Source organism: Streptomyces sp. NPDC101152 (assembly GCF_044768275.1).
Classification (GTDB): Bacteria; Actinomycetota; Actinomycetes; order Streptomycetales; family Streptomycetaceae; genus Streptomyces.
In genome coordinates, this window is sequence record NZ_JBIWPO010000007.1 from 273,221 (window position 1) to 294,888 (window position 21,668).

Annotated in this window: 20 protein-coding genes, 1 pseudogene and 1 riboswitch; of the genes and pseudogenes, 7 read left to right on the forward strand and 14 right to left on the reverse strand. The window is 73.2% G+C overall.

From position 1 onward, the window contains the following. Window positions 1-12: 12 nt before the first annotated feature. From ACIRVK_RS12715 to ACIRVK_RS12735, 5 genes are all read right to left on the reverse strand, one after another. Entirely contained in the window at window positions 13-984 is a 972-nt protein-coding gene (locus tag ACIRVK_RS12715) for an alpha/beta hydrolase (protein WP_404246079.1), read from the reverse strand. Window positions 985-1,036: 52 nt separating this feature from the next. Next, a complete protein-coding gene (locus ACIRVK_RS12720) occupies window positions 1,037-1,966 on the reverse strand; it encodes a helix-turn-helix domain-containing protein (RefSeq protein WP_404246081.1) in 930 nt (309 codons plus the stop codon). 111 nt (window positions 1,967-2,077) lie between these two features. Further along, window positions 2,078-3,850, reverse strand: a complete 1,773-nt coding sequence (locus ACIRVK_RS12725) for a BTAD domain-containing putative transcriptional regulator (RefSeq protein WP_404246083.1) — start codon at window positions 3,848-3,850, stop codon at window positions 2,078-2,080. 15 nt (window positions 3,851-3,865) lie between these two features. Further along, window positions 3,866-6,637: an ATP-binding protein gene (locus tag ACIRVK_RS12730; RefSeq protein ID WP_404246085.1), complete on the reverse strand. Its 2,772-nt coding sequence runs from the start codon at window positions 6,635-6,637 to the stop codon at window positions 3,866-3,868. Window positions 6,638-6,715: 78 nt separating this feature from the next. Continuing rightward, on the reverse strand, window positions 6,716-7,378 hold the full coding sequence (locus ACIRVK_RS12735) for a TetR family transcriptional regulator (protein ID WP_404246087.1): 663 nt from the start codon (window positions 7,376-7,378) through the stop codon (window positions 6,716-6,718). 56 nt (window positions 7,379-7,434) lie between these two features. Here ACIRVK_RS12735 and ACIRVK_RS12740 point away from each other — a divergent pair, with 56 nt between their 5' ends. The 5 genes from ACIRVK_RS12740 (at window position 7,435) to ACIRVK_RS12760 (ending at window position 12,646) form a co-directional block, all read left to right on the forward strand. After that, window positions 7,435-8,121 (forward strand): class II aldolase/adducin family protein, encoded by a 687-nt coding sequence (locus tag ACIRVK_RS12740; protein WP_404246090.1) that lies wholly within the window; start codon window positions 7,435-7,437, stop codon window positions 8,119-8,121. Further along, complete coding sequence (locus ACIRVK_RS12745) at window positions 8,118-9,044, forward strand: carbohydrate kinase family protein (protein WP_404246091.1); 927 nt, start codon at window positions 8,118-8,120, stop codon at window positions 9,042-9,044. The genes ACIRVK_RS12740 and ACIRVK_RS12745 overlap by 4 nt, the downstream gene beginning before the upstream one ends. Before the next feature lie 90 nt (window positions 9,045-9,134). Further along, a complete protein-coding gene (locus ACIRVK_RS12750) occupies window positions 9,135-10,685 on the forward strand; it encodes an MFS transporter (protein WP_404246093.1) in 1,551 nt (516 codons plus the stop codon). 105 nt (window positions 10,686-10,790) lie between these two features. After that, on the forward strand, window positions 10,791-11,723 hold the full coding sequence (locus ACIRVK_RS12755) for an NAD-dependent epimerase/dehydratase family protein (RefSeq protein WP_404246095.1): 933 nt from the start codon (window positions 10,791-10,793) through the stop codon (window positions 11,721-11,723). After that, window positions 11,720-12,646: an RNA polymerase sigma-70 factor gene (locus ACIRVK_RS12760; RefSeq protein ID WP_404246097.1), complete on the forward strand. Its 927-nt coding sequence runs from the start codon at window positions 11,720-11,722 to the stop codon at window positions 12,644-12,646. Before ACIRVK_RS12755 ends, ACIRVK_RS12760 begins: the two co-directional genes overlap by 4 nt. Window positions 12,647-12,655: 9 nt before the next feature. Here the strand turns inward: ACIRVK_RS12760 and ACIRVK_RS12765 are convergent, their stop codons facing one another. The 5 genes from ACIRVK_RS12765 to ACIRVK_RS12785 all read right to left on the reverse strand — a co-directional run bounded on the left by ACIRVK_RS12765 (window position 12,656) and on the right by ACIRVK_RS12785 (window position 17,318). Continuing rightward, entirely contained in the window at window positions 12,656-13,081 is a 426-nt protein-coding gene (locus ACIRVK_RS12765; RefSeq protein ID WP_404246099.1) for a VOC family protein, read from the reverse strand. Then, on the reverse strand, window positions 13,078-13,911 hold the full coding sequence (locus tag ACIRVK_RS12770) for a LuxR C-terminal-related transcriptional regulator (RefSeq protein ID WP_404246101.1): 834 nt from the start codon (window positions 13,909-13,911) through the stop codon (window positions 13,078-13,080). The genes ACIRVK_RS12765 and ACIRVK_RS12770 overlap by 4 nt, the downstream gene beginning before the upstream one ends. Before the next feature lie 199 nt (window positions 13,912-14,110). Further along, complete coding sequence (locus ACIRVK_RS12775; protein ID WP_404246103.1) at window positions 14,111-14,872, reverse strand: SDR family NAD(P)-dependent oxidoreductase; 762 nt, start codon at window positions 14,870-14,872, stop codon at window positions 14,111-14,113. Window positions 14,873-14,992: 120 nt separating this feature from the next. Beyond that, a complete protein-coding gene (locus ACIRVK_RS12780) occupies window positions 14,993-16,549 on the reverse strand; it encodes a C40 family peptidase (protein WP_404246105.1) in 1,557 nt (518 codons plus the stop codon). Between the two features lie 8 nt (window positions 16,550-16,557). Next, window positions 16,558-16,722: riboswitch (cyclic di-AMP (ydaO/yuaA leader) on the reverse strand. 191 nt (window positions 16,723-16,913) lie between these two features. Beyond that, window positions 16,914-17,318: a DUF5997 family protein gene (locus ACIRVK_RS12785; protein ID WP_404246107.1), complete on the reverse strand. Its 405-nt coding sequence runs from the start codon at window positions 17,316-17,318 to the stop codon at window positions 16,914-16,916. Between the two features lie 58 nt (window positions 17,319-17,376). On the opposite strand from ACIRVK_RS12785, the gene ACIRVK_RS12790 reads away from it, so the two are divergent. After that, window positions 17,377-18,108, forward strand: coding sequence for a LysR family substrate-binding domain-containing protein (locus ACIRVK_RS12790; protein ID WP_404246109.1), 732 nt, complete (start codon window positions 17,377-17,379; stop codon window positions 18,106-18,108). A 14-nt stretch (window positions 18,109-18,122) separates the two neighbouring features. On the opposite strand, the gene ACIRVK_RS12795 is transcribed toward ACIRVK_RS12790, so the two are convergent. Then, window positions 18,123-18,455, reverse strand: coding sequence for a TfoX/Sxy family protein (locus ACIRVK_RS12795; protein ID WP_404246111.1), 333 nt, complete (start codon window positions 18,453-18,455; stop codon window positions 18,123-18,125). Window positions 18,456-18,516: 61 nt separating this feature from the next. Then, window positions 18,517-19,806 (reverse strand): annotated as a pseudogene (locus ACIRVK_RS12800) (beta-L-arabinofuranosidase domain-containing protein); the annotation flags it as partial. Between ACIRVK_RS12800 and ACIRVK_RS12805 the strand changes: the two are divergent. Continuing rightward, window positions 19,777-20,469 carry a hypothetical protein gene (locus ACIRVK_RS12805; RefSeq protein WP_404246146.1) on the forward strand — a complete coding sequence of 231 codons (693 nt, stop codon included), beginning with the start codon at window positions 19,777-19,779 and terminating at the stop codon, window positions 20,467-20,469. The pseudogene ACIRVK_RS12800 and the gene ACIRVK_RS12805 sit on opposite strands and share 30 nt — an antisense overlap. On the opposite strand, the gene ACIRVK_RS12810 is transcribed toward ACIRVK_RS12805, so the two are convergent. Next, complete coding sequence (locus ACIRVK_RS12810; RefSeq protein WP_404246113.1) at window positions 20,417-21,112, reverse strand: HAD family hydrolase; 696 nt, start codon at window positions 21,110-21,112, stop codon at window positions 20,417-20,419. The two genes, ACIRVK_RS12805 and ACIRVK_RS12810, sit on opposite strands and share 53 nt — an antisense overlap. Window positions 21,113-21,131: 19 nt before the next feature. Further along, window positions 21,132-21,608, reverse strand: a complete 477-nt coding sequence (locus tag ACIRVK_RS12815; protein WP_404246115.1) for an Lrp/AsnC family transcriptional regulator — start codon at window positions 21,606-21,608, stop codon at window positions 21,132-21,134. Between the last annotated feature and the right edge of the window lie 60 nt (window positions 21,609-21,668).

The window sequence follows — 21,668 nt, forward strand, 5'->3', positions numbered from 1 at the left end:
CTGTCTCCCGGGTCAGTTGGTGTGCAGGGCCGTGCGCAGGGTGGCGACGGCCTGGTGGATGGCGGCCTCGGCGGCGTGCGTCTCGCGCAGGGCGTTGAGCATCACGAAGTCGTGGATGATGCCCTGGTAGCGCACGGCGGTGACCGCGACCCCGGCCGCGCGGAGCTTGGCCGCGTACGCCTCGCCCTCGTCGCGCAGCACATCCGCCTCACCGGTGATGACCAGGGCCGGGGGCAGCCCGGCGAGCTGCTCGGTCGACGCCCGCAGCGGGGACGCGGTGATCTGCGCCCGCTCTTCCTCGTCCGTCGTGTACTGGTCCCAGAACCACTGCATGCCGTCCCGGCGCAGGAAGTAGCCGGTGGCGAACTGGTGGTAGGAGCCGGTGTCGAAGCTCGCGTCGGTCACCGGGTAGAACAGCACCTGCTGCACCAGCGGGACATCGCCCCGCTCCTTCGCCATCAGGGTCAGCGCGGCCGTCATGTTGCCGCCGACCGAGTCACCGGCCACCGCGAGCCGGGAGCCGTCCAGGTCCTTCGTCACGCCCTGCTCGACGACCCACTTGGCGACGGTGTAGTTCTGCTCGATGGCGACCGGGTAGCGGACCTCGGGGGAGAGGTCGTACTCGGGGAAGACCACGGCCGCGCCCGTGCCGACGGCGAGTTCACGGACCAGCCGGTCGTGCGTGTGGGCGTTGCCGAACACCCAACCCGCGCCGTGGATGTACAGGATGACCGGGAGGGTGCCGGTGGCGCCGGCGGGCCTGACGACGCGGGCCCGGACACTGCCGGTCGGCCCACCGGAGACGGTGATCCACTCCTCGTCGACCGCGGGCTTCGCGATCTCGCCCGACTGCACCTCGTCCACGGCCTTGCGGCCCTCGGCGGGCGGCAGGTCGAAGAGGTACGGCGGGTTGGCGGTGGCCTCGACGAAGGCCTGGGCGGCCGGCTCGAGGACCGGCTTGACCGGTTCGGCGGTCTCGGACATGGGTTCTCCCGAAGAATCTCGCTGGTGATGCGCGGACGCGTCGATGAGCACGCTAGGAGCGCAGGGCGGGGGTGAGTTGTCCGCCAGTGCACGGGTGCTGATCCAGCAGCGCACCGGAGGGCCCGCCCGGCGGTGGTGGGTCGGCGGCCGGCGTGCGGGCGCCTGCCGTGTCGCGCCACTCGCTCGGGGACATCCCGTACGCGGCGCGGAACGCCCGGCTGAAGTGCGGTGCGCTGAGGAAGCCCCAACGGGCGGCGACCGCCGCGATGGTGCGCCGGCCCCGGACGCGGTGCAGCAGGTCGCGCCGGCACTCCTCGAGGCGCCGACGCTGGATCCACCGGCCGACCGTCGTGCCCTCGCCCTGGAACAGCCGGTGCAGATAGCGCACCGAGATGTGATGCGCGGCGGCGATCGACTCGGGCGAGAGGTCCGGATCCGCGAGGTGGCGGTCGATGTACCTCCGGACCCTGGACAGCAGCGGCGACTGCGGGCCCGTGGACTGTGCGGTGTCCCCGCCCGACTGCTCGGTGGCCAGCGTCGCCAGGAGGTTCACGGCGTTCCAGGAGAGCAGCTCGCCGGTCGCGGGCGGCGAGGCGGAGACCGTGTCGGCGAGTTCCGACAGGAACGGCGACAACAGGCCGCCAAGGCGCGAGGACCGGCTGACCGGCGCCGCCATGACCCGCAGCAGGGCGTGCTCCGGCAGCCCCAGAGCCTCGCGGGTCACGAGGAAGACCTTCAGGCGGGCGGACCGCGGAAGATCCAGCGACGGCGGGCGGTGCGTGTCGTAGAAGCAGATGTCACCGGGGTCGAGGCGGATGTCCACGGCAGGCTCCGGGGCCGGGGCGCCGCCCCGCACGCCGACGAAGAGGAACTCGCCGCCGACGCGGGCGGACAGCCGGTGCGCCCGGGTCCGTGGCCACCGATCGCCGGGCAGCCGTACCGGGGTCGTTTCAGCGAGGACGATCTCCAGGCCGAGGGGCATCCGGTACACCTCCGAACAGGACCGAACAAGAACTTTCATCGCCTCGGAGCCTAGGCGCGAAGGTGTGAAAAAAGAGTGACAGAGAAGTGAGTGTGCCCCTCTGGCCTGCGGTTATGGCCGGCTGTCGAGCTCGGCGGCGAACGCCCGCAACAAGGGGTGGGCGGTGTAGCAGCCGGGCGCGGATTCGGTGACGAGGTGGGCGTCGGCCAGTTCGTCGAGGAGTCGACGGGCCGTCCGGACGGGCAGGTCGGCGAGGGCGGCAGCGCCGTGCGCCGTGAGGTCCGGGCCGGACCGGACGCAGATCAGGCGCAGCAGCCGGGCCGCGTCGTCCGGCAATCGCCCGTAGGAGGACGCGAACGCGGCGCGTACCTCGGTGAGGGCGTCGAGGCTGCCCCGGGACCGGCGCAGTTCGGCCGTGACGGCCGCGAGCGGGCTGCCGGGGCGGCCGGCGACCCGGGCGCCCACCACGGCCAGTGCCAGCGGCAACCGGCCGCAGAGCGCCACGATCTCCTCCGCCGCCGGGGTATCGGCGGCGGACCGATGTCGGCCCATGTGCCGGGTGAGGAGGGCGAGGGCGTCCGTGCCGGACGGCAGGTCCAGCCGCAGCGGCCGGGCCCCGGCGGCGACCAGGCCCGGCAGGCCGCGCCGACTGGTGATCACGGTCAGACAGCCGGGCGACGCGGGCAGCAGCGCGCGCACCTGCTCGGTGGCGAAGGCGTCGTCGAGCAGGAGGAGCGTCCGGCGACCGGACAGCACGGTCCGGTACAGCCCGGCGAGCGCGTCCTGGCCGCGCGGCAGACGGTGCTCGGGCACGCCCAGGGCGGGCAGCAGGACACGCAGGGCTGCCTCGGGGGTGAGTGGGGCGCCAAGCGGGTCGAAACCCCGGAGATTCAGGTGGAGTCGACCGTCCGGGTACCGCTCGGCGACCTCATGCGCCCAGCGCAGCGCCAGCGTGGTCTTCCCGATGCCCGGCATGCCGGTGAGCAGGACGGTCGAGGAGTCCGCTGTCGGGCGCAGGCTGTCCAGTTCGGCCCGTCTGCCGGTGAAGTCCACGGGGAGCGGAGGGAGTTGGCCGGGCCGCGGAAGTGCTTCCTTCTTCCTCGGTGCCGATCGCACCTCCTGGCGGAGTACCCGCGTGTGTGCCGCGGTCAACTCGGCTCCCGGCGCGACGCCCAACTCCCGTGCCAGCACCCGGCGTACCGACTCGTAGGCGGCCAGCGCCTCGGCCTGGCGGCCGGAGGCGGCGAGTGCCAGGACGTTCCGGGCGTGCAGGGACTCGTTGAGGGGGTCGAGCCCGGTCGCGCGGCCGAGGTGGGGCAGGAGCTGTTCGGGCGAGCCGCACAGCAGCGCCGCGTCGGCGGCCATCACCGTCGTACGGACGAGTTCGCGCTCGACCTCGGCGAACACCGCGTGGCCCCGCGCGGGCGCGGGGATGCCGGCCGCCACCGGGCCACGCCACTCGTCCAGCGCCGCCACGAAGTGCCTGAGCGCCGGTTTCGGCCGTCCGGTGGCCACCTCCCGCTTGGCCTGTCCGGCCAGGCCGCGGAACCTCAGCAGGTCGACCTCGTCCTCGGCAACCTCCAGCCGGTACCCGTCGGCGCCGCGCGTCAGCCGGCGGCCGGGAGCCCGCGGGGGCAGCCCCGGCTCCAGCAGGCGGCGCAGGGAACCGACGTACCGGCGGACCACGTTCGGGGCGCTCGCGGGAGCGCCCTCCGGCCACAGGGCGGCGACGATCTCACCCAGGGGCACGGGCCGCCCCGCGCGCACCAACAGCACGGCCAGCAGGGCGCGTTGCTGGGGAAAGCCGAGGTCGGATTCACTCTCACCGAGCGTCACCCGCAGCGGGCCCAGCACCTCCAAACGCAGCGAGTGGACGTGTTCCATGTCCGGTCACCCCGCTCAGGCGAGGTCGCGTCGGCCGCACCGGGCGGCGAGCAGCCGCTTCCGGACCAGTTCCGCGTCAGGGTGGCCGAGAGAGACGAAGAGGACGAGCGCCTGGCGCCAGGAGGTCTCCGCCTCGCCCGGGGCGCCCATGGCGAGGTGGGTGTCCCCGATGTGGACGAGGGTGCAGGCCTCCAGGTACGGCACCCCCAACTCCCGGTACAGCGTCAGCGCGTTGTGGTAACCGAGCAGGGCGTGCGGGTGGCGGCCCAGTCCGTGCTGGGCGTAGGCGATGCTGTCCCAGGTGGACGCCTGTCCGTAACGGTCGCCCAGGTCCTGGAGCATGGTGAGGGCCTCGAAGCAGTGGCTCAGGGCCTGCCGGTAGCGGCCGAGCAGCGCGTGGTACCAGCCGACCGAGTTGAGCACGCTGGCCTGCGCCGGCCGGTGGCCGGTCTGCCGGAACAGCCCCAGCGCCCGCTCGTTGTGCCGCAGGGCGCCGGGCAGGTCGTCCTGCTGTTCGCACACCCAGCCGAGGCTGCGGTGGGTGTGGCCCTGCCCGGTCACATCGCCCAGTCCGGCGAAGAGCTCCAGGGCTCGGTCCAGCCGGGCCCGGCAGCTGTCGAGCAGACCCAGCCGGCCCTCCGCCCGGGCCAGTCCCCGCAGCCCACGCGCCTCCCAGGCGGGATCGGACAGCCTGAGCGCGCAGTCGAGCGCCGTGCGCTGGGCTGCTGCCCCCTCGTGCCAGTGGCCCCGCCGGTCGAAGAACGGCTCCAGGGACCAGGCGAGCCGAGCGGCCAGGCGGTCACGGCCGGAGTGCGCCGCCGCGTCGATCACGGCGAGCAGGACCCGGTACTCGGCGGTCAGCCAAGCCAGCGCCTCCTGGTCGTCGGCCAGGTCCTGCGGGCTGACGCCCGCCGGGGGCGCGCCCGGCGGCAGGGGGTCGGCGTGCGGGGCGAGGAGACGGTCGGCCGTGTGGGCGGTGTGCAGGTGGTGGGCGTACAGCCGGTCGACCGCCGCGGCCCTGTCGTCCTCGGCGGCCACCAGTTCGGCCGCGTGGGCGCGCACCAGGTCGTGCAGGGTGTACCGGCCCGACGTGTGCTCGCGGGCCAGGTGTACGTCGGCGAGTTCGGCCAGCAGAGCGCGCGCCTCGGCCACCGGAACCCCCGCGAGCGCGGCGGCGGCCGGGGTGGAGACGTCCGGGCCGGGGTGCAGACCGAGCAGCCGGAACAGGCGGGCCGCGCCGGGCGAGACGGCTTCCAGGGACCAGGAGAACACCGCGCCGACGTTCACGGTCGGGTCGGTCCGGCTGAACGCGTCGAGGCTGCCGTGCGCCGCCCGCAGTTCGGCCGCCACCGCCGACAGCGGGAAGTGCGGATGGGTCGCCGCACGTGCCGCCACGCAGGCCAGGGCGAGCGGCAGTCCACCGCACAGGTCGGTGATCTCGGTGACCGCCCGGGACTCGCCGGCCAGCCGTGCCGCGCCGAGCCGGCGCTCCAGGAACTCCCTGGCCTGCCCGGCGTCCAGCGGCCGCAGGGTCACCGCGTGGGCTCCGTGCGCGGCGACCAGCCCGGACAGTCGGCTGCGGCTGGTGACGATCGTCAGACAGCCCGGGGTGCCCGGCAGCAGCGGCCGTACCTGCTCGCTGTCGCGCGCGTTGTCCAGCAGGACCAGCATCCGGCGTCCGGCCAACAGGCCCCGGTACAGGGCCGTCTGGGCCTCCACCGCGTGCGGCACCCGTTCGGGCGGCACCCCGAGCGCGTCCAGGAAGAGCCGGACCGCCTCGCCCGCGCCCAGCGCGGCACCGGACGGGTCGAAGCCGCGCAGGTTGACGTAGAGCTGACCGTCGGGGAACCGCTCGGCGACCCGGTGCGCCAGGTGCACGGCGAGCGTGGTCTTCCCGATGCCGGCCATGCCGCCGATCGCCGTGACGACCACCGTCCCGGTCGGGTTCGAACGGGCCAGTAGGTAGTCCAGTTCGCTCTCCCGGCCCGTGAACGTCGGCAGGTCGTGCGGGAGTTGGGCGGGCGTCGGCAAGGAGGCGGCCGGTGGCGCCGTGTCCGGAAGCGACGCACGGTGCGCCTCGCGCAGTTCGGGCCCGGGGTCGATGCCCAGGTCGTGGGCGAGGCGGGCGGCGGTGGCGCGGTAGGTGTCGACCGCCTCGGAGCGGTGCCCCACTGCCGCCAGCGCGAGGATCAGCCGGGCCAGCACCGGTTCGTCCAGCGGGTCGTCGGCGGCGGCCTCCCGCAGCAGGGGCAGCACCGCGTCCGGTACACCGGCGCGCAGCGCGGCGTCGGCGGCCTCCCGCACCGCCTCCCGGCGTTCCCGGTCGACGGCACCGAACCCGGCGCGCTCCCGCACCTCGGCGGCGAGGTCCGCGGCGACCGGCCCCCGCCACGACGACAGTGCCTCGACGAGGAGGCCGACGGCGTCCCCGGGCGCCACCCGCCGGGCCTCGTCCCGCAGCCGGCGGAACCGCAGCAGGTCCAGCGAGTCGGCGCCGGCCGTCCACCGGTATCCTCCGGCGTCCCGGGCCAGCCACCTTCCGGCCGCCCGGGCGGGCAGACCGGGCTCCATGAGGCGGCGCAGGCAACCGACATGACGCCGGACCACGTTCACGGCGCTGTGCGGCGCACGCGAACCCCACAGCACGGTCACGATCTCGCTCACGGCCACCGGTTGCCCGGCACGCACCAGCAGCAGCGCCAGCAGCGCCCGTTCCTGCGGACCGCCCAGGACGGCCTCCGCCCCGTCCCGCCGCACCCGGACCGGCCCCAGAACCGAGAACTCCACCGGCCCCACCGGCCCATCCCCCCTTGTTGATCTTCCGCCCCCACCCCGACTTTACGTGACGTTTCGGGTTACCCAGGGTTAGGACCCTGCACCCTGGGGCCGGTAGCGGGCGGTGACGGCTGCGAGGTAGCCGCGCAGCATCACCTTCGCCTCGTCCAGGAGCCGCGCGTCCCCCTCCGGGGCGCGCCGGAAGGCCTCCTGGGCCAGTGCGTCGGCGGCCAGGACCGAGGCGTGGCAGGCGCGGGCGAGGTCCTCGTCGTCCTCGGCGAGGTCGAGGGCGAGCAGGATGCGGCGGATGCCGTCGGCCATACGGCGCTTGTGCTCACGGTCGGCGGCCCGGGTGCTTTCGGTCAGACCGCTGCCGAACCACAGGGCGCGGAAGCCGTGTTCGCTGCGGTAGATCCCGGCGTACGCGTCCACGAGCAGGCCGACCGGATCCTCCCAGCGCCGGCTCGCCGCGGCCTGGACGAAGTCGTCCATGACGGACTCGAGCTTGGCGAAGTAGCCGGCTGCCAGAGCGTCGATGATCGCGTCCCGGTCGGGCAGGTACTGGTACAGCGAGCCCACCGAGACCCGCGCCTCGGCCGCGACCCGGGTCGTGGTGAGCGCCTCCACCCCCTGCTCGACCAGGACCCGCTCGGCGGTCTCCAGCACCCGCGCCAGCCGGGCCCGGCTGCGTGCCTGCTGGGGGGTGCGGCGCAGGGGAGTGGCCCCGCCCCGGTCCACGGTCGGCTCCTCCACGAAAACCTCCGAACGTGAACGTGACATTGTTTCATGTTTAGACTACGGTCGCGCCCATGACCGACTCAAGCGCGGCGCTGGAGCCGGAGCGGGCCGCCGTCGCGGACGCCTGCCGGCGGCTGGGGGCCGAGCGCCTGCTCATCGGCACGGCAGGGAACGTCAGCGTGCGCGTCGAGGACAGGGTCGCCATCACCGCGACCGGCGCCGTGCTCGCCGAACTGACCCCGGAGCAGGTGACGGTGGTCGACCTGGACGGCGAGCTCGTGGCCGGCACGCTTCGGCCGACCTCCGAACTGGACCTGCATCTCGGCGTCTACCGCCGCTACGGCACCGGAGCGGTCGTTCACACGCACGCCCCGATGGCCACCGCGCTCTCCCTCGTCCTCGACGAACTGCCCTGCGTTCACTACCAGTTGCTCGCCCTCGGCGGTACCGTCCGGGTCGCGCCGTACGCCACCTTCGGCACCCCCGAACTCGCCGAGTCGGTGCTCGCCGCGCTGGAGGGCCGCAGTGCCGCCCTGATGGCCAACCACGGTGCGGTCACCCACGCGCCCACCCTCGAGAAGGCGGTCGAGCACGCCCTGCTGCTGGAGTGGGCCTGCGGCGTCTACCAGCACGCCGCCGTGCTCGGTACCCCGCGCGTCCTCGACGAGCGGCGGCAACTCGAGGTCATCGAGGCCGCGATCGCCCGCGACTACGGCACCACCCACCCCGTACCACCCGCGCAGGAGGAGAAGCGATGAAGGTCGTCACGATGGGCGTGCACGTACTGGACGTGCTGGTACGGCCGGTTGAGGCGATACCCGAGGGCCAGGGCGCCACGCTCGTCGAGGACATCAGGATGACCGCCGCGGGGACGGCGGCCGGCACCGCCCTGACCCTCGCCAAACTGGGCGCCGAGGTCCGCACCGCCGGAGCGATCGGCACCGACCCGACCGGCGACCTGCTGCTGAGCCTGCTCGACCGGGCGGGCATCGACACCGGGTCGGTCGTCCGCCGGATCGACACCTCCACCTCGGCCACGGTCCTGCCCATCCGCCCCAACGGTGATCGCCCCACCCTCCACCTGCTCGGCGCCAACATCACCTACGGCCTTGACGACGTCCCCTGGGACGTCCTCGCCGACGCGACCCATCTCCACCTCGGCGGACCCGAGTTGATCGGCGCCGAGGTCGCCGCGCGCATCCTGGCGCACGCCAAGGAGCACGACGTCGTCACCTCCGTCGACCTCCTCGCCCCGGGCGAACTCGGCACCTTCGACCAGATCGAGCCGATCCTCCCGTACATCGACTATCTGCTCCCCAACGACGACCAGGTCCTCGGCTTCAGCGAGGAGCAGGATCTCGTGACCGGCGCCAGGAAGTTCCTCGCCGCCGGGACCGGCCTCGTCGCCGTCACGCGCGGCGGCGACGGCGCACTCCTGGTCACCGCCGACGGCACCGAGACGGTCCCCGCCTTCGACGTCGAGGTCGTCGACACCACCGGCTGCGGCGACGCCTTCTCGGCCGGCTTCCTGCGTGGCATCAGCCTCGACCGCACCCCGAAGGAGGCCGCCGTCCTCGGCAACGCGGCGGCGGCCCTGGTCGCGCAGGGCCTCGGCAGCGACCACGGCGAGTTCGACCTCCCGGAGGCCGACGAGTTCGCCATGACCCACAAGACCCGGTGACGGCCGCCGCGCCCATCGAGTGGTGACGGTCGCGGCACCGGCGTACGGTCGGACAGTGGACGCCATCGTCCACCGAGAGCACGACGCACCATGAGCAGCAGCCCGCAGCCGACCTCCGCGACGCAGGCCACCACCCGGACCCCGGGCGGCGGGAACGGCATGGCGCTGCTGGTCATCGCGTCCTGCCAGCTGATGGTGGTCCTGGACATCACCATCGTGAACATCGCGCTGCCGCACATCCAGAGCGCGCTGAACTTCTCCACCACCAACCTGTCCTGGGTGGTCAACGCCTACACGCTGACCTTCGGCGGACTGCTGCTGCTCGGCGGGCGCACCGGCGACATCCTCGGCCGACGGCGGATGTTCGTCGCCGGGGTGCTGCTGTTCGCGCTCGCCTCCCTGCTGGGCGGGCTCGCCCACAACTCCGGCGAACTCCTCGCCGCCCGCGCCCTCCAGGGCGTCGGCGGCGCCGTCGCCTCGCCGACCGCGCTCTCCCTGGTCAGCACCACCTTCCGCGAAGGCCCGGAACGCAACCGGGCGTTCGGCGTCTTCGCCGCGGTCTCCTCCGGCGGCGGCGCGATCGGGCTGCTGGCGGGCGGGATGATCGTCGAGTGGCTGAACTGGCGCTGGGTGCTCTTCGTCAACGTCCCCATCGGTATCCTCATCGCCCTCGCCGCACCCCGCTGGATCAGGGAGTCCGAACGCCACCCCGGCCACTTCGACATCGCCGGCGCGCTGACCTCCACGCTGGGCATGGTGCTGCTGGTGTACGGCTTCATCCGGGCCGCGCAGGACGGCTGGCGGAACCCGCTGACGCTGGCCTCGTTCGCCGCGGCCGTCGTCGTCCTCGCCGTGTTCGTGCTGATCGAGCGGGGCTCCGTGCAGCCGATCACGCCACTGCACATGTTCGCCGACCGCAACCGCGCGGGCACCTACGGCATGATGCTCAGCCTCGCCGCGGCGATCTTCGGCATGTTCTTCTTCCTGACCCTGTTCGTCCAGGACGTGCTGAGGTTCAGCCCGCTGCGGGCCGGGCTGGCCTTCCTGCCGGTCAGCGCGGTCATCGCGGTCGGCGCGGGACTGGCCTCACGGTTCCTGCCCCGGTTCGGGCCCAAGCCGTTCATGGTGGTCGGCGGCGTCCTCGCGGCGGGCGGCCTGGCCTGGCTGACCCTGACCGACGTCCACTCCACCTACGCGGGCAGCATCCTCGGCCCCATCCTGGTCTTCGGCCTGGGCATGGGCATGGAGTTCGTCTCCCTGACCCTCATGGCCCTGTCCAACGTCTCCGTCCGGGAGACCGGTGCCGCCTCGGGCCTGCTCAACGCCACCCAGCAGGTCGGCGGTTCGCTGGGCCTGTCCATCCTGGTCACCGTGTTCGGCACGGCCAGCACCAACGAGGCCCGCAAGCAGATCCCGCGCTTCCTCGCGCAGGCCACCCCGGCCGAGCGGCTGCGCTTCCGGCAAACCGGACGGCTGCCGTCCCCCTTCTCCGACCACGTCCTCACCCACGGGGTCTCGGCCGCGTTCGTCATGGCGGCGGTCTTCGCCCTGGTCGCCGCGCTGATCGCGGTGGTCGCCATCCAGGTCCGCCCCTCCGACCTGGAACGCCTCCAGGGCGGAACGGGCCCCGGCCCCGCGTGAGAGCCCCGTTCTTGAGGACACTCACGGATCTCCCCGCCTCCGATGTCACAACCGACGGGGGCTGTCCCGTCTCCTGGGGGACAGGGAATCGTCGGAAACGGGAGGGTGATCGTCGTGCGGGTGTTCGTGGCAGGCGGGACGGGGGTTCTCGGTCGGCGGCTGATACCGCAGCTCGTGGCCAGAGGCCACCAGGTGACGGCTACGACGACGAACGGGACCAAGCTGGAGGTGCTGGGGAAACTGGGCGCCGAGGGCGTCGTGATGGACGGCCTGGACGCCGCCTCCGTGGGCGAGGCGGTGGCCGCGGCGCGGCCGGACGCGATCGTGCACCAGATGACCGGGCTCGGCGGCGGTGAACCCGACATGAAGCACTTCGACCGGTTCTTCGCCACCACCAACCGGCTGCGCACCGAGGGCACCGACCATCTGCTCGCCGCCGCCGAGGCCACCGGCGTGTCCACCTTCGTCGCCCAGAGCTTCGGCAGCTTCAACGGCATCCGCCAGGGCGGCTGGGTCAAGACCGAGGACGACCCGCTGGACCCGATGACGGGCACCGTGCTCCAGCCGATGATCGAGGCGGTGAACCACCTCGAGGACGTCGTCGTCAAGGCCGGCGGCGCCGTCCTGCGCTACGGCGCCTTCTACGGGCCGGACGCCATGGACGACCAGGTCGAGCTGATCCGCAGGCGAAGGTTCCCGCTGGTCGGACGCGGCACCGGACACAGCTCGTGGATCCACCTGGACGACGCGGCGTACGCCACTGTCCTGGCCGTCGAACAGCACGCGACGGGCGTGTTCTGCATCGTCGACGACGAACCGGCCCCCGCCGCCGCATGGCTGCCCCACCTCGCCGCGGCCGCCGGCGCCAGGCCGCCGCTGCGGGTGCCCGGGTGGCTGGCGAAGCTAATGGCCGGGGACCTGCCCGGGATCATGATGCTGGAGGGCCGCGGCTTCTCCAACGCCAAGGCCAAGCGCGAACTCGGCTGGGAGCCGCGCCACCCGTCGTGGCGCCAGGGATTCAAGGAGGAACTGGCGTGAGCCGTACCGAGGAGTTCGAGGAACTGCGACCTCTGCTGTTCTCGATCGCCTACCGCCTCCTCGGCAGCGTCAGTGAGGCGGAGGACGCCGTCCAGGAGGCCTGGCTGCGCTGGGAACACACCCCGACCCTGCCCAGATCGACCAAGGCCTACCTCTCGGCCGTCGTCACCCGCATCTCCGTCGACGTCCTGCGCTCGGCCCGGGTACGGCGCGAGGAGTACGTCGGACCCTGGTTCCCCGAGCCGCTGCTCAGCGACCCCTACGAGGACCCGGAGCGCTCCGCCGAACTGTCGGACTCGCTGTCCATGGCCGCACTCTTGCTGCTCGAACGGCTCTCTCCGCTGGAGCGCGCGGTGTTCGTCCTGCGGGAGGTGTTCGGCTTCGGCTTCCCGGAGATCGCCTCGGCCGTCGACCGCTCGGAGGCCGCCTGCCGCCAGCTCGCGGTGCGGGCGCGCCGGCACATGGACGCGGGGCGGCCCCGTTTCGAGGCCGACCGCAAGGAGCGGGAGGAACTCGCCGGGCGGTTCTTCGAGGCCTTCCGCGAGGGCGACGTCGACGGGCTGAGGGAACTGCTCGCCGCCGACGTCCAGTTGGTCGGTGACGGCGGCGGCAAGGCGCCCGCGCTTGCCAACGCCGTGCGGGGGCCGGAGAACGTGGCCCGGGTGATCGCCGCGTTCGTCTCGATGTGCGTCACGACCGGTGTCGTCGCGGAGCCGCACCAGGTGAACGGCCAGCCGGGCGCCCTCTTCCGTGACCGGGACGGCAAGGTCGTCAGCACCCTGGTGCTGGACATCTTCGGCGGACGGGTCCAGACGATCCGCGGGGTGGTCAACCCGGACAAGCTCGGACACCTCGGTCCGGTCGCGGACGCGTGGGCGCTCAAGAACGAGGTGATGCGCACGCGCCGCCCGCAGCGGGGCTGACCGCGCCCATCAGGACACGGACGTCCCGCCCCACTCCTCCGGGGCCACGTCCGCGAGCGTCTGGGAGAACGTCCAGTGGTGGCCCGCCGGGTCCTCGGCCGTGTACTGGCGCTCGCCGTACGGGAAGTCGGTCGGCTCCGCCAGAATGCGGGCGCCGTGCGCCCTGGCCCGCTCGCAGTGGGCCCGGGCGTCCTCGACCCGGACCATCACCGAGTGCGTGACCTCGCCCGGACGCGGCGGCCGGCGGTCCTGCCGGACGTCCCCGATGATCACCGCCCCGTCGCCGACGGTCAGTTGGGAGCGGTGGTCCTCCCCGATCCGCACCCGCTCGGTGAACCCGAAGGCCTCGCCGAGCCAGGCGACCGCGGCCCGCACGTCCGGATAGATCAGGACGGGGATGACCGTCGCGGAGGGGATGGAGCGGTTCGGCTTCACGGCGGGCTCCCGGTGTCGGTGTCCCGTGGGGCGGAGGGCGCGGGCACCAGACCCATCCGCTGGGCCCGCAGGACCGTGCTGACGCGGTCGCGTGTGCCCAGTTTGCGGTAGATCTTCTCGACGTGCTTGTGCACCGTGCGCTCCGAAATACCGAGCCGCCGGCCTATCGCCGCCGCGGTCAGCGCGTCCGTCAGCAGGAGCAGCACCGCCGTCTCACGAGGGGTGAGCGTGCGGTCCTCGGCCGCCGCGCCGCCGGTCGAGCGCCGACAGCGTTCCAGCAGCTGACGCTGCTGCTCGACGGCGGCCAGCAGCGGCTGCAACAGTCCGGCCACCCGCAGGTGGTCGTCGGTGAAGTCCCTGCCGGAGCGGTAGACCATGCACCCGGTGACCGGGGTCGTGGTCACGGGCAGCGGGATCGCCAGGACGTGGTCCGCGTCCATCACGGCGCCGATCAGCTCCGCGGTCGGGCTCGACGACCAGGCACGGCCGGCCACGCGGCGCGCCGAGACCGGCGTCCGGTCCGGGCCCGCCGCGTACAGGGGCGCGAACGGGTAGCCCTTGCGCAGCAGGGCCGCCGCCCCGTCCCCGAGCACCGCGAACTCGGCGGCGACGGCGGCCGGCATCCCCACGGTGCCCCCGGACTCGTTCCACTCGTCCAGCTTGTAGATCAGGCTCTCGCCGCCGCACAGCTGCGGCAGGCTCTGCGCCACCATCGGCCACAGCCGATCCGGATCGCGTTCGTGCAGCGCCGCGACGGCCACCGACAGCATGCGTTCGACCTGTGCCACGTTTCCGCTCCGCTCGTGCGCCGCGTACGCAGTTGTACCCATACCGGCGCCGTCCAGCCTGCCTCAGACTGCAACGGAGCAACAGTCGGCGACACAGTTGCTCTCGGACGTACTCCAGCACCACGGCGCTCCGGCGGCCGCGCGGGGAGACCCGGCGGTTCGGTGGGGGACGGCCGGTTCTCCCCGGCCGCCCGGACACCGTGCGGGCCGCCGGAGCGGGGGACCGGCGGCCCGCACGACATCACGCTCCCTGCGGGGGACCCGCCCGCATCGCGTCCGAGATGGACTTGACGCCACCGTGCGCGGTCAGGCCGCCGTCCACGGGGATCTCGGCCCCGGTGATGAAGGACGACTCGTCGGAGATCAGGAACACCACGAGCGGGGCGATGTCCTCGACGGTGCCGCTGCGCCCCAGCGGCGTCTCCCCGATGGTCGCCGCGCGGAAGGCCGGGGTGGCGGCGGCCGTCATCTCCGTCTCGATGTAGCCGGGATGCAGGGTGTTGACCCGGATGCCCCGCGGCCCCAGCTCCATGGCGGCGATCTTCGACACCCCGCGCAGCGCCCACTTGCTGGCCGTGTACGCCACCGGGTAGTAGCCGGTGAGCGCGGCCGAGGAGCCGACGTTGACGATCGAGGAACCGGGCGGCATCAGCGGCGCGAGGTACTGGATGCCCAGCAGCGGCCCGGCCGTGTTGACCGCCTGGACCTGGGCGAAGTCCTCCGGCCGCACCTCCCCGAGTCGCTCGCGCCGGATGACCCCCGCGTTGTTGACCAGGCCGTGGATCTCGCCGTACGAAGCCTTCAACTCGGCGGCGAGCGCCGCCCAGTCGCTCTCACTGCTGACGTCCAGCCGCCGCACACCGCCCTCGGGCCGCACGTCGGTGGCGACCACTTCGGCGCCGGCCCGGGTCAGCGCCTCCGCCTCGGCGGCACCCTGGCCCCGCGCGGCCCCCGTGACGACCACCACTTTCCCGGCCAGCCGCCGGGTGTCCTCGTTGCTCACGCCGCCATCCTTCACCACCGGGGACGCGGAACTCCAGCACGCCGGGGAGGACCGGCTCCGGGGAACGCCGAAGAGGCCGCCCACGGTCGTGGACGGCCTCGGTGAGGTGGAGCCGCAGTGCTACGCCGGTCGGACGGCTATGCGGATCGCGGCCTCGCCGGCGTAGTGGACCGACTCCTCGCGGATGACCGCGCCCGGTCCGGGGGCGTGGACCATCATGCCGTTGCCGGTGTAGAGGCCGACGTGGCTGAAGTTGTCGTTGAAGAAGATCAGGTCTCCGGGCCGGCTCTCGGCGAGCGGGATCACCGTGCCGATGCTCGCCTGCTCGTGCGTGGACCGCGGCAGCGCGACCCCGGCGGCCTTCCACGCGGCCTGGGTGAGCCCGGCGTTGTCGTACGACTCCGGCCCCACCCCGCCCCACAGGCACGGTCGGCCGATCTGCGCGCGGGCGAAGGACACGGCCCGGTCGGCCCTGCTGCCGACGGGTGGCTCGGCGACGGCCTCCGGAACCCCGGTGTCCAGCACGCTCGGCTCCTGCAGCCGCCGCCACTGGTCGGACACCGGCAGGCTCGCGTCGAGGGCGGACGAGGGCTGCGCGCCCACCGCGGGAGAGGCCCACTGCTGGGTGCTCAACGCGCCGGTGTCGAGCACGGACGCCTGCTGCGGCACCGCTTGAGTCGTCGGCATTGCCGTCGGCTGCTGGAGCGCCCACTGCTGGGTGTTCGACGCGCCCGTGTCGACGAGAGGGGACTGCTGCGGCGTCCACTGCTGCGTCGGCTGCACGCCCGTGTCGAGGACGGACGGCTGCTGGAGTCGCCAGGCCTCCTCCACCGCCCGGCTCGCCTGCTCCGACCAGGGCGCCGCGGCCGACGCGGCTGCGGCGGCCGGCTGCTGCCCGGCGGGCATCGGGGCCGCGAGAGCCGGCGGTGACACGATCGGTGTCTGGGGCGCGACGGCCGGCTGCGCCATCGACGTCTGGCGGGCGGTGTAGCGGTACAGCAGCTCGCTCGCCGCCGCGATCTTGCGCTGGCTCTGCTCCTTGGAGCGGCGCAGTGAGGTCTGCCTCGGCTCGGCGCCGGTCGCCGGCGCGGCCATGGCGGACTCCTGCCGCTGGGCCGGCACGGCGGGAAGCACGGCCGTGGCGTCGCCGGCGGGCAGTTCGGGCAGGGGACGCCGCGGGCCGCCGGCGGGCAGCTCGGCCGCGGGCCGGCCGGCCGCCTCCAGTTCGAAGCCGGTACGGGCCGGCAGCGGGCGGTCCGCCGAGCGCGCGGGCCGGGGGGCGGCCGGACGCCGGTCGGGGGTGCGACTGGCGGGCAGGGCCGCCGGGACGGTCGGTCCCAGCGAGTTGCGCGCCATGTCGAACCACTGCCGGCTGACGTTGTCGACATCGGGGTCCGAGCGCCGGCCGGCTCCGGCCGGGGTACCCCGGCCCCGCGATCCGGTCGCCGTCGGCCGGGTGAAGTTCCACTGGCCGGTGTCGGACTCCGCCTGGTCGTAGAGGCTGTTCACCCGCTGGCGGACGGCCTCACGGCTGGGTCCCTCGTCCGCCGTGCCCGGCGCCGCGTCGGCGCTCTGGGCGAGCACTGCCACCGAGGAGAGGGCCGCTGCCGCGAGGGCGGAGTTGCGCATACCGGGCAAGCCGAAGCCGCCGGTGCGCGATGGTCGTTCCGGCGCCATGGGGGCCGTACTCCTTCCGTACTCCGCCTACCGGGTTAGCTGTCGGGTTCGGGCGGTCGTGTCCGGAAGGCATGCCCTACGACCCTTGCCCTGACGGGCTGTTGGGCCGATTCACCCCGTTGTTCGGTTGGGTCCCCGGTTCCGGCTCGCACCGGATTCAGCGGAGGCCGCGCGTCCCGGCGGGGTTCGCCGGAGGAACTCGAGCGGCCTGAAACCACGCTAGCCAACTTGTGCGGCTCGTGTGAAGGTTGACGACCAGAATGTCCGATACGCTTTTGTGACCTTCGTCGTGACGCACCGTCAGAAACGTGTGTCGTGCACGCAGCGGCGTGGGATCGTGACGGAACGTCGTCACGGCGGCCGGTCAGGACCGCCGGTCGCCACTCCGGGCCGCGCGCTCCGCGTTCCGCTTCTTGATCCGCGCCCCCTCCTTGCGGACCTCGGCCTGGGTGGCGCGCTCCCGGACGAGCCACTCGGGCTGCTCCTGCCTGAGCGCCTCGATCTGCTCGGTGGTGAGGGGCTCGGTGACCCCACCGCGCGCGAGGCCCGCGATGGAGACGCCCAGCCTCGCCGCGACCACGGGACGGGGGTGCGGCCCCTTGGCCCGCAGCTCGCGCAGCCACTGCGGCGGATCGGCCTGCAGCTGCTCGAGCTGGGCGCGCGAGACGACACCCTCACGGAACTCGGCGGGGGTGGCCTCGAGGTACACACCCAGCTTCTTCGCCGCGGTCGCGGGCTTCATCGTCTGGGTGGTCTGGTGCGACGTCATGGGATCCAGGGTATCGACCGGGTCCGAGGCCGCCGACCACGGCCGGTAACCTGGCGGGGTGACAGGCTCGGATGCATCCCCCGTGTTCCGGCTCGCGTACGTCCCGGGGACGACGCCCGCCAAGTGGGTGCGGATCTGGCACGAGCGCCTGCCCGACACCCCGCTGAACCTCCTCGCCGTCCCGGCGGCGGAGGTCTCCGCCGTGCTGCGCGCCGGCGAGGCGGACGCCGGACTGGTGCGGCTCCCGGTGGACCGCGCCGTCTTCAGCGCGATCCCGCTGTACACCGAGACCACGGTGGTCGTGGTCCCCAAGGACCACGTGATCACGGCGGCCGAGGAGGTGACCCTCGCCGACCTGGCCGACGAGGTGATCTTCCACCCTCTTGACGACGTCTTCGACTGGGAGCGCCCACCGGGCGAGCCCGCCTTCGAACGCCCCGCCACCACCGAGGACGCCGTGGAGCTGGTCGCGGCGGGCGTCGGCCTCCTGGTCGTCCCTCAGTCGCTGGCCCGGCTCCACCACCGCAGGGACCTCACCTACCGCCCCGTCGTGGACGCCCCGCAGTCGAGCGTCGCGCTGTCCTGGCCCGAGGAGGCGACCACCGACCTGGTCGAGGACTTCATCGGCATCGTCCGGGGCCGTACGGTCAACAGCTCACGGGGCCGCAAGGCGCAGCCCGAGGAGAAGCAGAAGCCGCCCGCCCGCCGCAAGCCCACGCCGGCCAATCAGACCACCCGCACACCCCGGACCCCCGGCCCCAAACGCGGCAGACCCCGCCGCCGCTCCTGAGGCCACCCGGTACCTCACTTCGGAGGCAGCTCCGCCGCGAACCCGTACCCCTCGTCGATCCACTCATCCAGATCCCGGTCGTCCGTCAGGGCGGACGGGTCCACCACGATCCAGCCGCGCATGGGCCGCCCCGTCATGTCGAACGGCCGCGCCCCCGGCCGGGCCAGCGCCGCGTCCGTTCCCTCGGGGCCGACACGGACCAACAGACCCCCGCCGCCGCTCACGCCCACCGCCATGTTCCCGTGCAGCAGGAACGCGAGGCCGCCGAACATCCGCTTCTCCGAGATGCCCGGGTCCGCGCCCAGATGCCGCCGGATCCGCTCGGCCAGCTCTTCGTCGTACGCCATGAGGGGCCTCGTTCCTTCCGCTCACCTCCAGGATGGACCCGAGCACGCCCGTCGGCCTCCGTCAGGCCACGAAGGCCGCCTGCTCCGCCGTGGCCACCACCTTCTCCCCCTCCGCCCGGTCCAGCAGCCCCGCGGACACCCAGGCCGCCATGCTCGCCCGGACCCGAGAGACCAGCTCACCCTTCCCGCGGAAAGGCGCGCCGGCCCAGATCTCGTCGAGCAGGCTCGTGCCGTCCTCCGTCGCCGGGTTGGCGACCCCGGAGTCGGTGCCGCCGAAGACGATCCGCGGTTCCGAGCGCCGGAAGTAGGTGTGCGTGGGATCCTCCGTCCCCTCGAAGAACGGGGCCAGCTCGACGGCGTCCAGGCGGAAGTGGAGCGGTTGGCCGGGGACCGGGGAGAGGGAGGGGAGCAGGTCGCCGGAGAGGGCTGTGTCGCGGTACAGGGCGAACTCCAGGTACTCCGTGGCCGCGTCGCGCGCGACGAGGTTGACCGGACCGAGGAAGAGGGTCTGGAGGGAGGCGTCGTCCGGGGCCTTCTCCACCCGCAGCCGGAAGGGGATCGAGACGCGGACCTCGTCCCCGGCGCGCCACGTCCGGGCCACCGGGAAGTAGCTGCCCGGCGTCGGATCGCCGTGCACGGCACGCCCGTTGACGGTCACCCTGAACCCCGCGTCCGCCCAGGACGGGACGCGCAGCCGCAGTTCGAAGGTCCCGCCGCCCCCGATCGTCAGGGTGCTGCCCTGCTCCCGTGGGTAGTCGGTGGTCTGGGTGACCGTGACGCCCCGCTCCGCCCAGGTCAGCCGGGACGGGCTGTAGAGGTTGACGTACAGCGCGCCGCCGTCGGCCGCCGTGAAGTACACCGAGTCCTGGTACTTCGTGGCGCTCTCCATGCCCGTGCCCTCGCAGCAGGTCGTGCCCTGCTTGGGCGTGTAGTCGCGCACATGTCCGGGCGTCAGCCCGATGAAGTACGTGACGAGCGGCTTCTCCGCGTCGGCCTGGTCCTGCTTGGAGCCCAACACCTGGTTGTAGAGGGCGCGTTCGTAGTAGTCCATGTACCGTGCTGCCGGCTCTTGGCAGAACAGCGCCCGGCACAGCTGCAGCATGTTGTACGCGCAGCACGTCTCCGCGGTCGTCGGGCTGATCGTCCCGGCGATCACGTCCCGCGCCCTCCAGAACTCGTTCGTGCTGGTGCCGCCGATGCCGTACAGGCGATGCGGGACGACCATGGACCAGAAGTTCCGCGCAGCGCTCAGGTAGCGCTCCTCGCCCGTCGCCTCGTACAGCCGGACCAGCCCGGTGAAGATCGGGATGTGCTGGTTGGCGTGCAGTCCGTCGAGTGTGTCGGTGTCCGCGACGCCGATTTCCAGCGTGGCGGGTTCGACGCGCAGGACGCGCAGCGGGTGATCGAGATGCTCGAGCCGCTCGGCGTCGACCTCGTGGAGTTGTCCGGCGGCAGCTTCGAGAGCCCGGTGATGGCGGTCCGCTGGGCCGACGAACGCTCCGAGGCCCGGGAAGCCTACTTCCTGGACCTGGCCACGAAACTCGCCCGCACCAGTCCGGTCCCGCTGATGCTGACCGGTGGCATCACCCGGCGCGAGACGGCCGAGCGGGTCCTCGCCGGCGGCGTCGCGCTGGTGGGCGTCGGCACCGCCCTGGCCGGCACGCCCGATCTGCCCGAGCGCTGGCGCCGGGGCCGCGAAGCGGACGGGCGGTTGCGGATGGCGACCTGGCCGGACAAGCTCCTCGCCTCGGCGGCCGGCCTGGCACTGGTCCGCCGGCAGCTGCGCCGGCTCGCCCGCGGCGCCGAGCCCGCCCTCGACACCCACCCGGCCTTCGCCCTCGTCACCGACCAACTGCACCAACGCCGGGCCCTGCGCCACTACCGCTCGTGGCTCCGCCGTGAACGCCGCAACGCCGGGACGCCGCCTGAGCCAGGCGGTAACCACTCTCGGCGCGCCCGGCTCAGGACCCCGCCGCCCACCGCACCAGCCAGTCGTACGCCGCCCGCGCCGTGAACTCGGCCTGGCCGCCCCGCAGCAGGACGGCCGCCGTGGCGAACTCCGGGGCGTCCGCCTGTGCCGCGACGTACGGGATCGCGATGCAGCGCATCCCGGCGGCGTGCGCGGCGGCCGCTCCGGGAGCCGCGTCCTCCAGCACCACGCAGGCCGCCGGAGCCGCGCCGAGGCACCGGGCCGCCTCCAGGAAGACGTCGGGGGCGGGCTTGCCGCGCGGCACCTCGTCCGCCGACACGACGGTGCGCACAAAGGCGTCCAGGCCCGTGCCGGACAGGATCGCGTCGATGGCCTCGGGGGAGGAGCCCGAGGCCACCGCCATGGGGACGCCCTCGGTGGCCAGCAGTTCCACGAACTTGCGCATCTCCGGGTACACGCGCGTCGCGGTGCGGGCCAGCTCCAGATAGCGGTGGTTGGTGGCGGCGAGCAGTTCGTCGACGGGGGCCGCCAGACCGTACTCCCGCTTCCACAGCTGCGCCGTATCCAGCGTGCTGACGCCGACGTACCGCTCGTGATCGGACCAGGTGAAGCCGGGGACGCCGTGCTCGGCGAGAGTCTGCCGGCCGGCCTCGTAGTAGTTCGGCTCGCTGTCCACGAGCGTTCCGTCGAGATCGAAGATGACCGAGAGGGCGCCGAGCTTGCTCATGCGTCCAGCATGACAAAGATCACCGGCGTGCCGTACGGCCGATCGACTCGACCAGTGGCAGCAGTCGCTGCGGGACGCGTTCGCGCAGGGCCACCTCGGTGCGGGTGCGGACGACGCCGGGCAGGCTGATCAGTGTCTGGATCACGTCCTCCAGATGAGCGTTGTCGCGGGCCACGACCCGGGTCAGCAGATCGCCGCCGCCCGTGATCGAGAACGCCTCGACGATCTCCGGCACGGCGGCCAGCGCGTCCCCCACCTCGTCCAGATGGCCCTGGGTGACCTCGATGTGCACGAACGCGAGCACCGGGTGACCGAGCGCGGCCGGGGACAGTGCCGGGCCGGTCCCCGTGATCACGCCGTCCCGCTCCAGACGGTCCAGGCGGGCCTGCAGCGTGCCGCGCGCGACGCCCAGGATGCGGGCGTACTCGCGCACGCTCGTCCGCGGCTGCTCCAGCAGCAGCCGCAGGATGCGGGTGTCGAGCTCGTCGACGGCCATGGGGGCGGCCTCCTCGCGCATGGTCCGTTGGCCCGTCCGTGGACGAACCGGGACCCCAAT

Excerpts from the sequence above, each read along its gene's own strand:
- ACIRVK_RS12715 (WP_404246079.1), bottom strand. The coding sequence starts at position 984 with ATGTCCGAGACCGCCGAACCGGTCAAGCCGGTCCTCGAGCCGGCCGCC.
- ACIRVK_RS12720 (WP_404246081.1), bottom strand. The coding sequence starts at position 1,966 with ATGCCCCTCGGCCTGGAGATCGTCCTCGCTGAAACGACCCCGGTACGG.
- ACIRVK_RS12725 (WP_404246083.1), bottom strand. The coding sequence starts at position 3,850 with ATGGAACACGTCCACTCGCTGCGTTTGGAGGTGCTGGGCCCGCTGCGG.
- ACIRVK_RS12740 (WP_404246090.1), top strand. The coding sequence starts at position 7,435 with ATGACCGACTCAAGCGCGGCGCTGGAGCCGGAGCGGGCCGCCGTCGCG.
- ACIRVK_RS12745 (WP_404246091.1), top strand. The coding sequence starts at position 8,118 with ATGAAGGTCGTCACGATGGGCGTGCACGTACTGGACGTGCTGGTACGG.
- ACIRVK_RS12750 (WP_404246093.1), top strand. The coding sequence starts at position 9,135 with ATGAGCAGCAGCCCGCAGCCGACCTCCGCGACGCAGGCCACCACCCGG.
- ACIRVK_RS12770 (WP_404246101.1), bottom strand. The coding sequence starts at position 13,911 with ATGGGTACAACTGCGTACGCGGCGCACGAGCGGAGCGGAAACGTGGCA.
- ACIRVK_RS12780 (WP_404246105.1), bottom strand. The coding sequence starts at position 16,549 with ATGGCGCCGGAACGACCATCGCGCACCGGCGGCTTCGGCTTGCCCGGT.
- ACIRVK_RS12785 (WP_404246107.1), bottom strand. The coding sequence starts at position 17,318 with ATGACGTCGCACCAGACCACCCAGACGATGAAGCCCGCGACCGCGGCG.
- ACIRVK_RS12795 (WP_404246111.1), bottom strand. The coding sequence starts at position 18,455 with ATGGCGTACGACGAAGAGCTGGCCGAGCGGATCCGGCGGCATCTGGGC.
- ACIRVK_RS12810 (WP_404246113.1), bottom strand. The coding sequence starts at position 21,112 with ATGAGCAAGCTCGGCGCCCTCTCGGTCATCTTCGATCTCGACGGAACG.
- ACIRVK_RS12815 (WP_404246115.1), bottom strand. The coding sequence starts at position 21,608 with ATGGCCGTCGACGAGCTCGACACCCGCATCCTGCGGCTGCTGCTGGAG.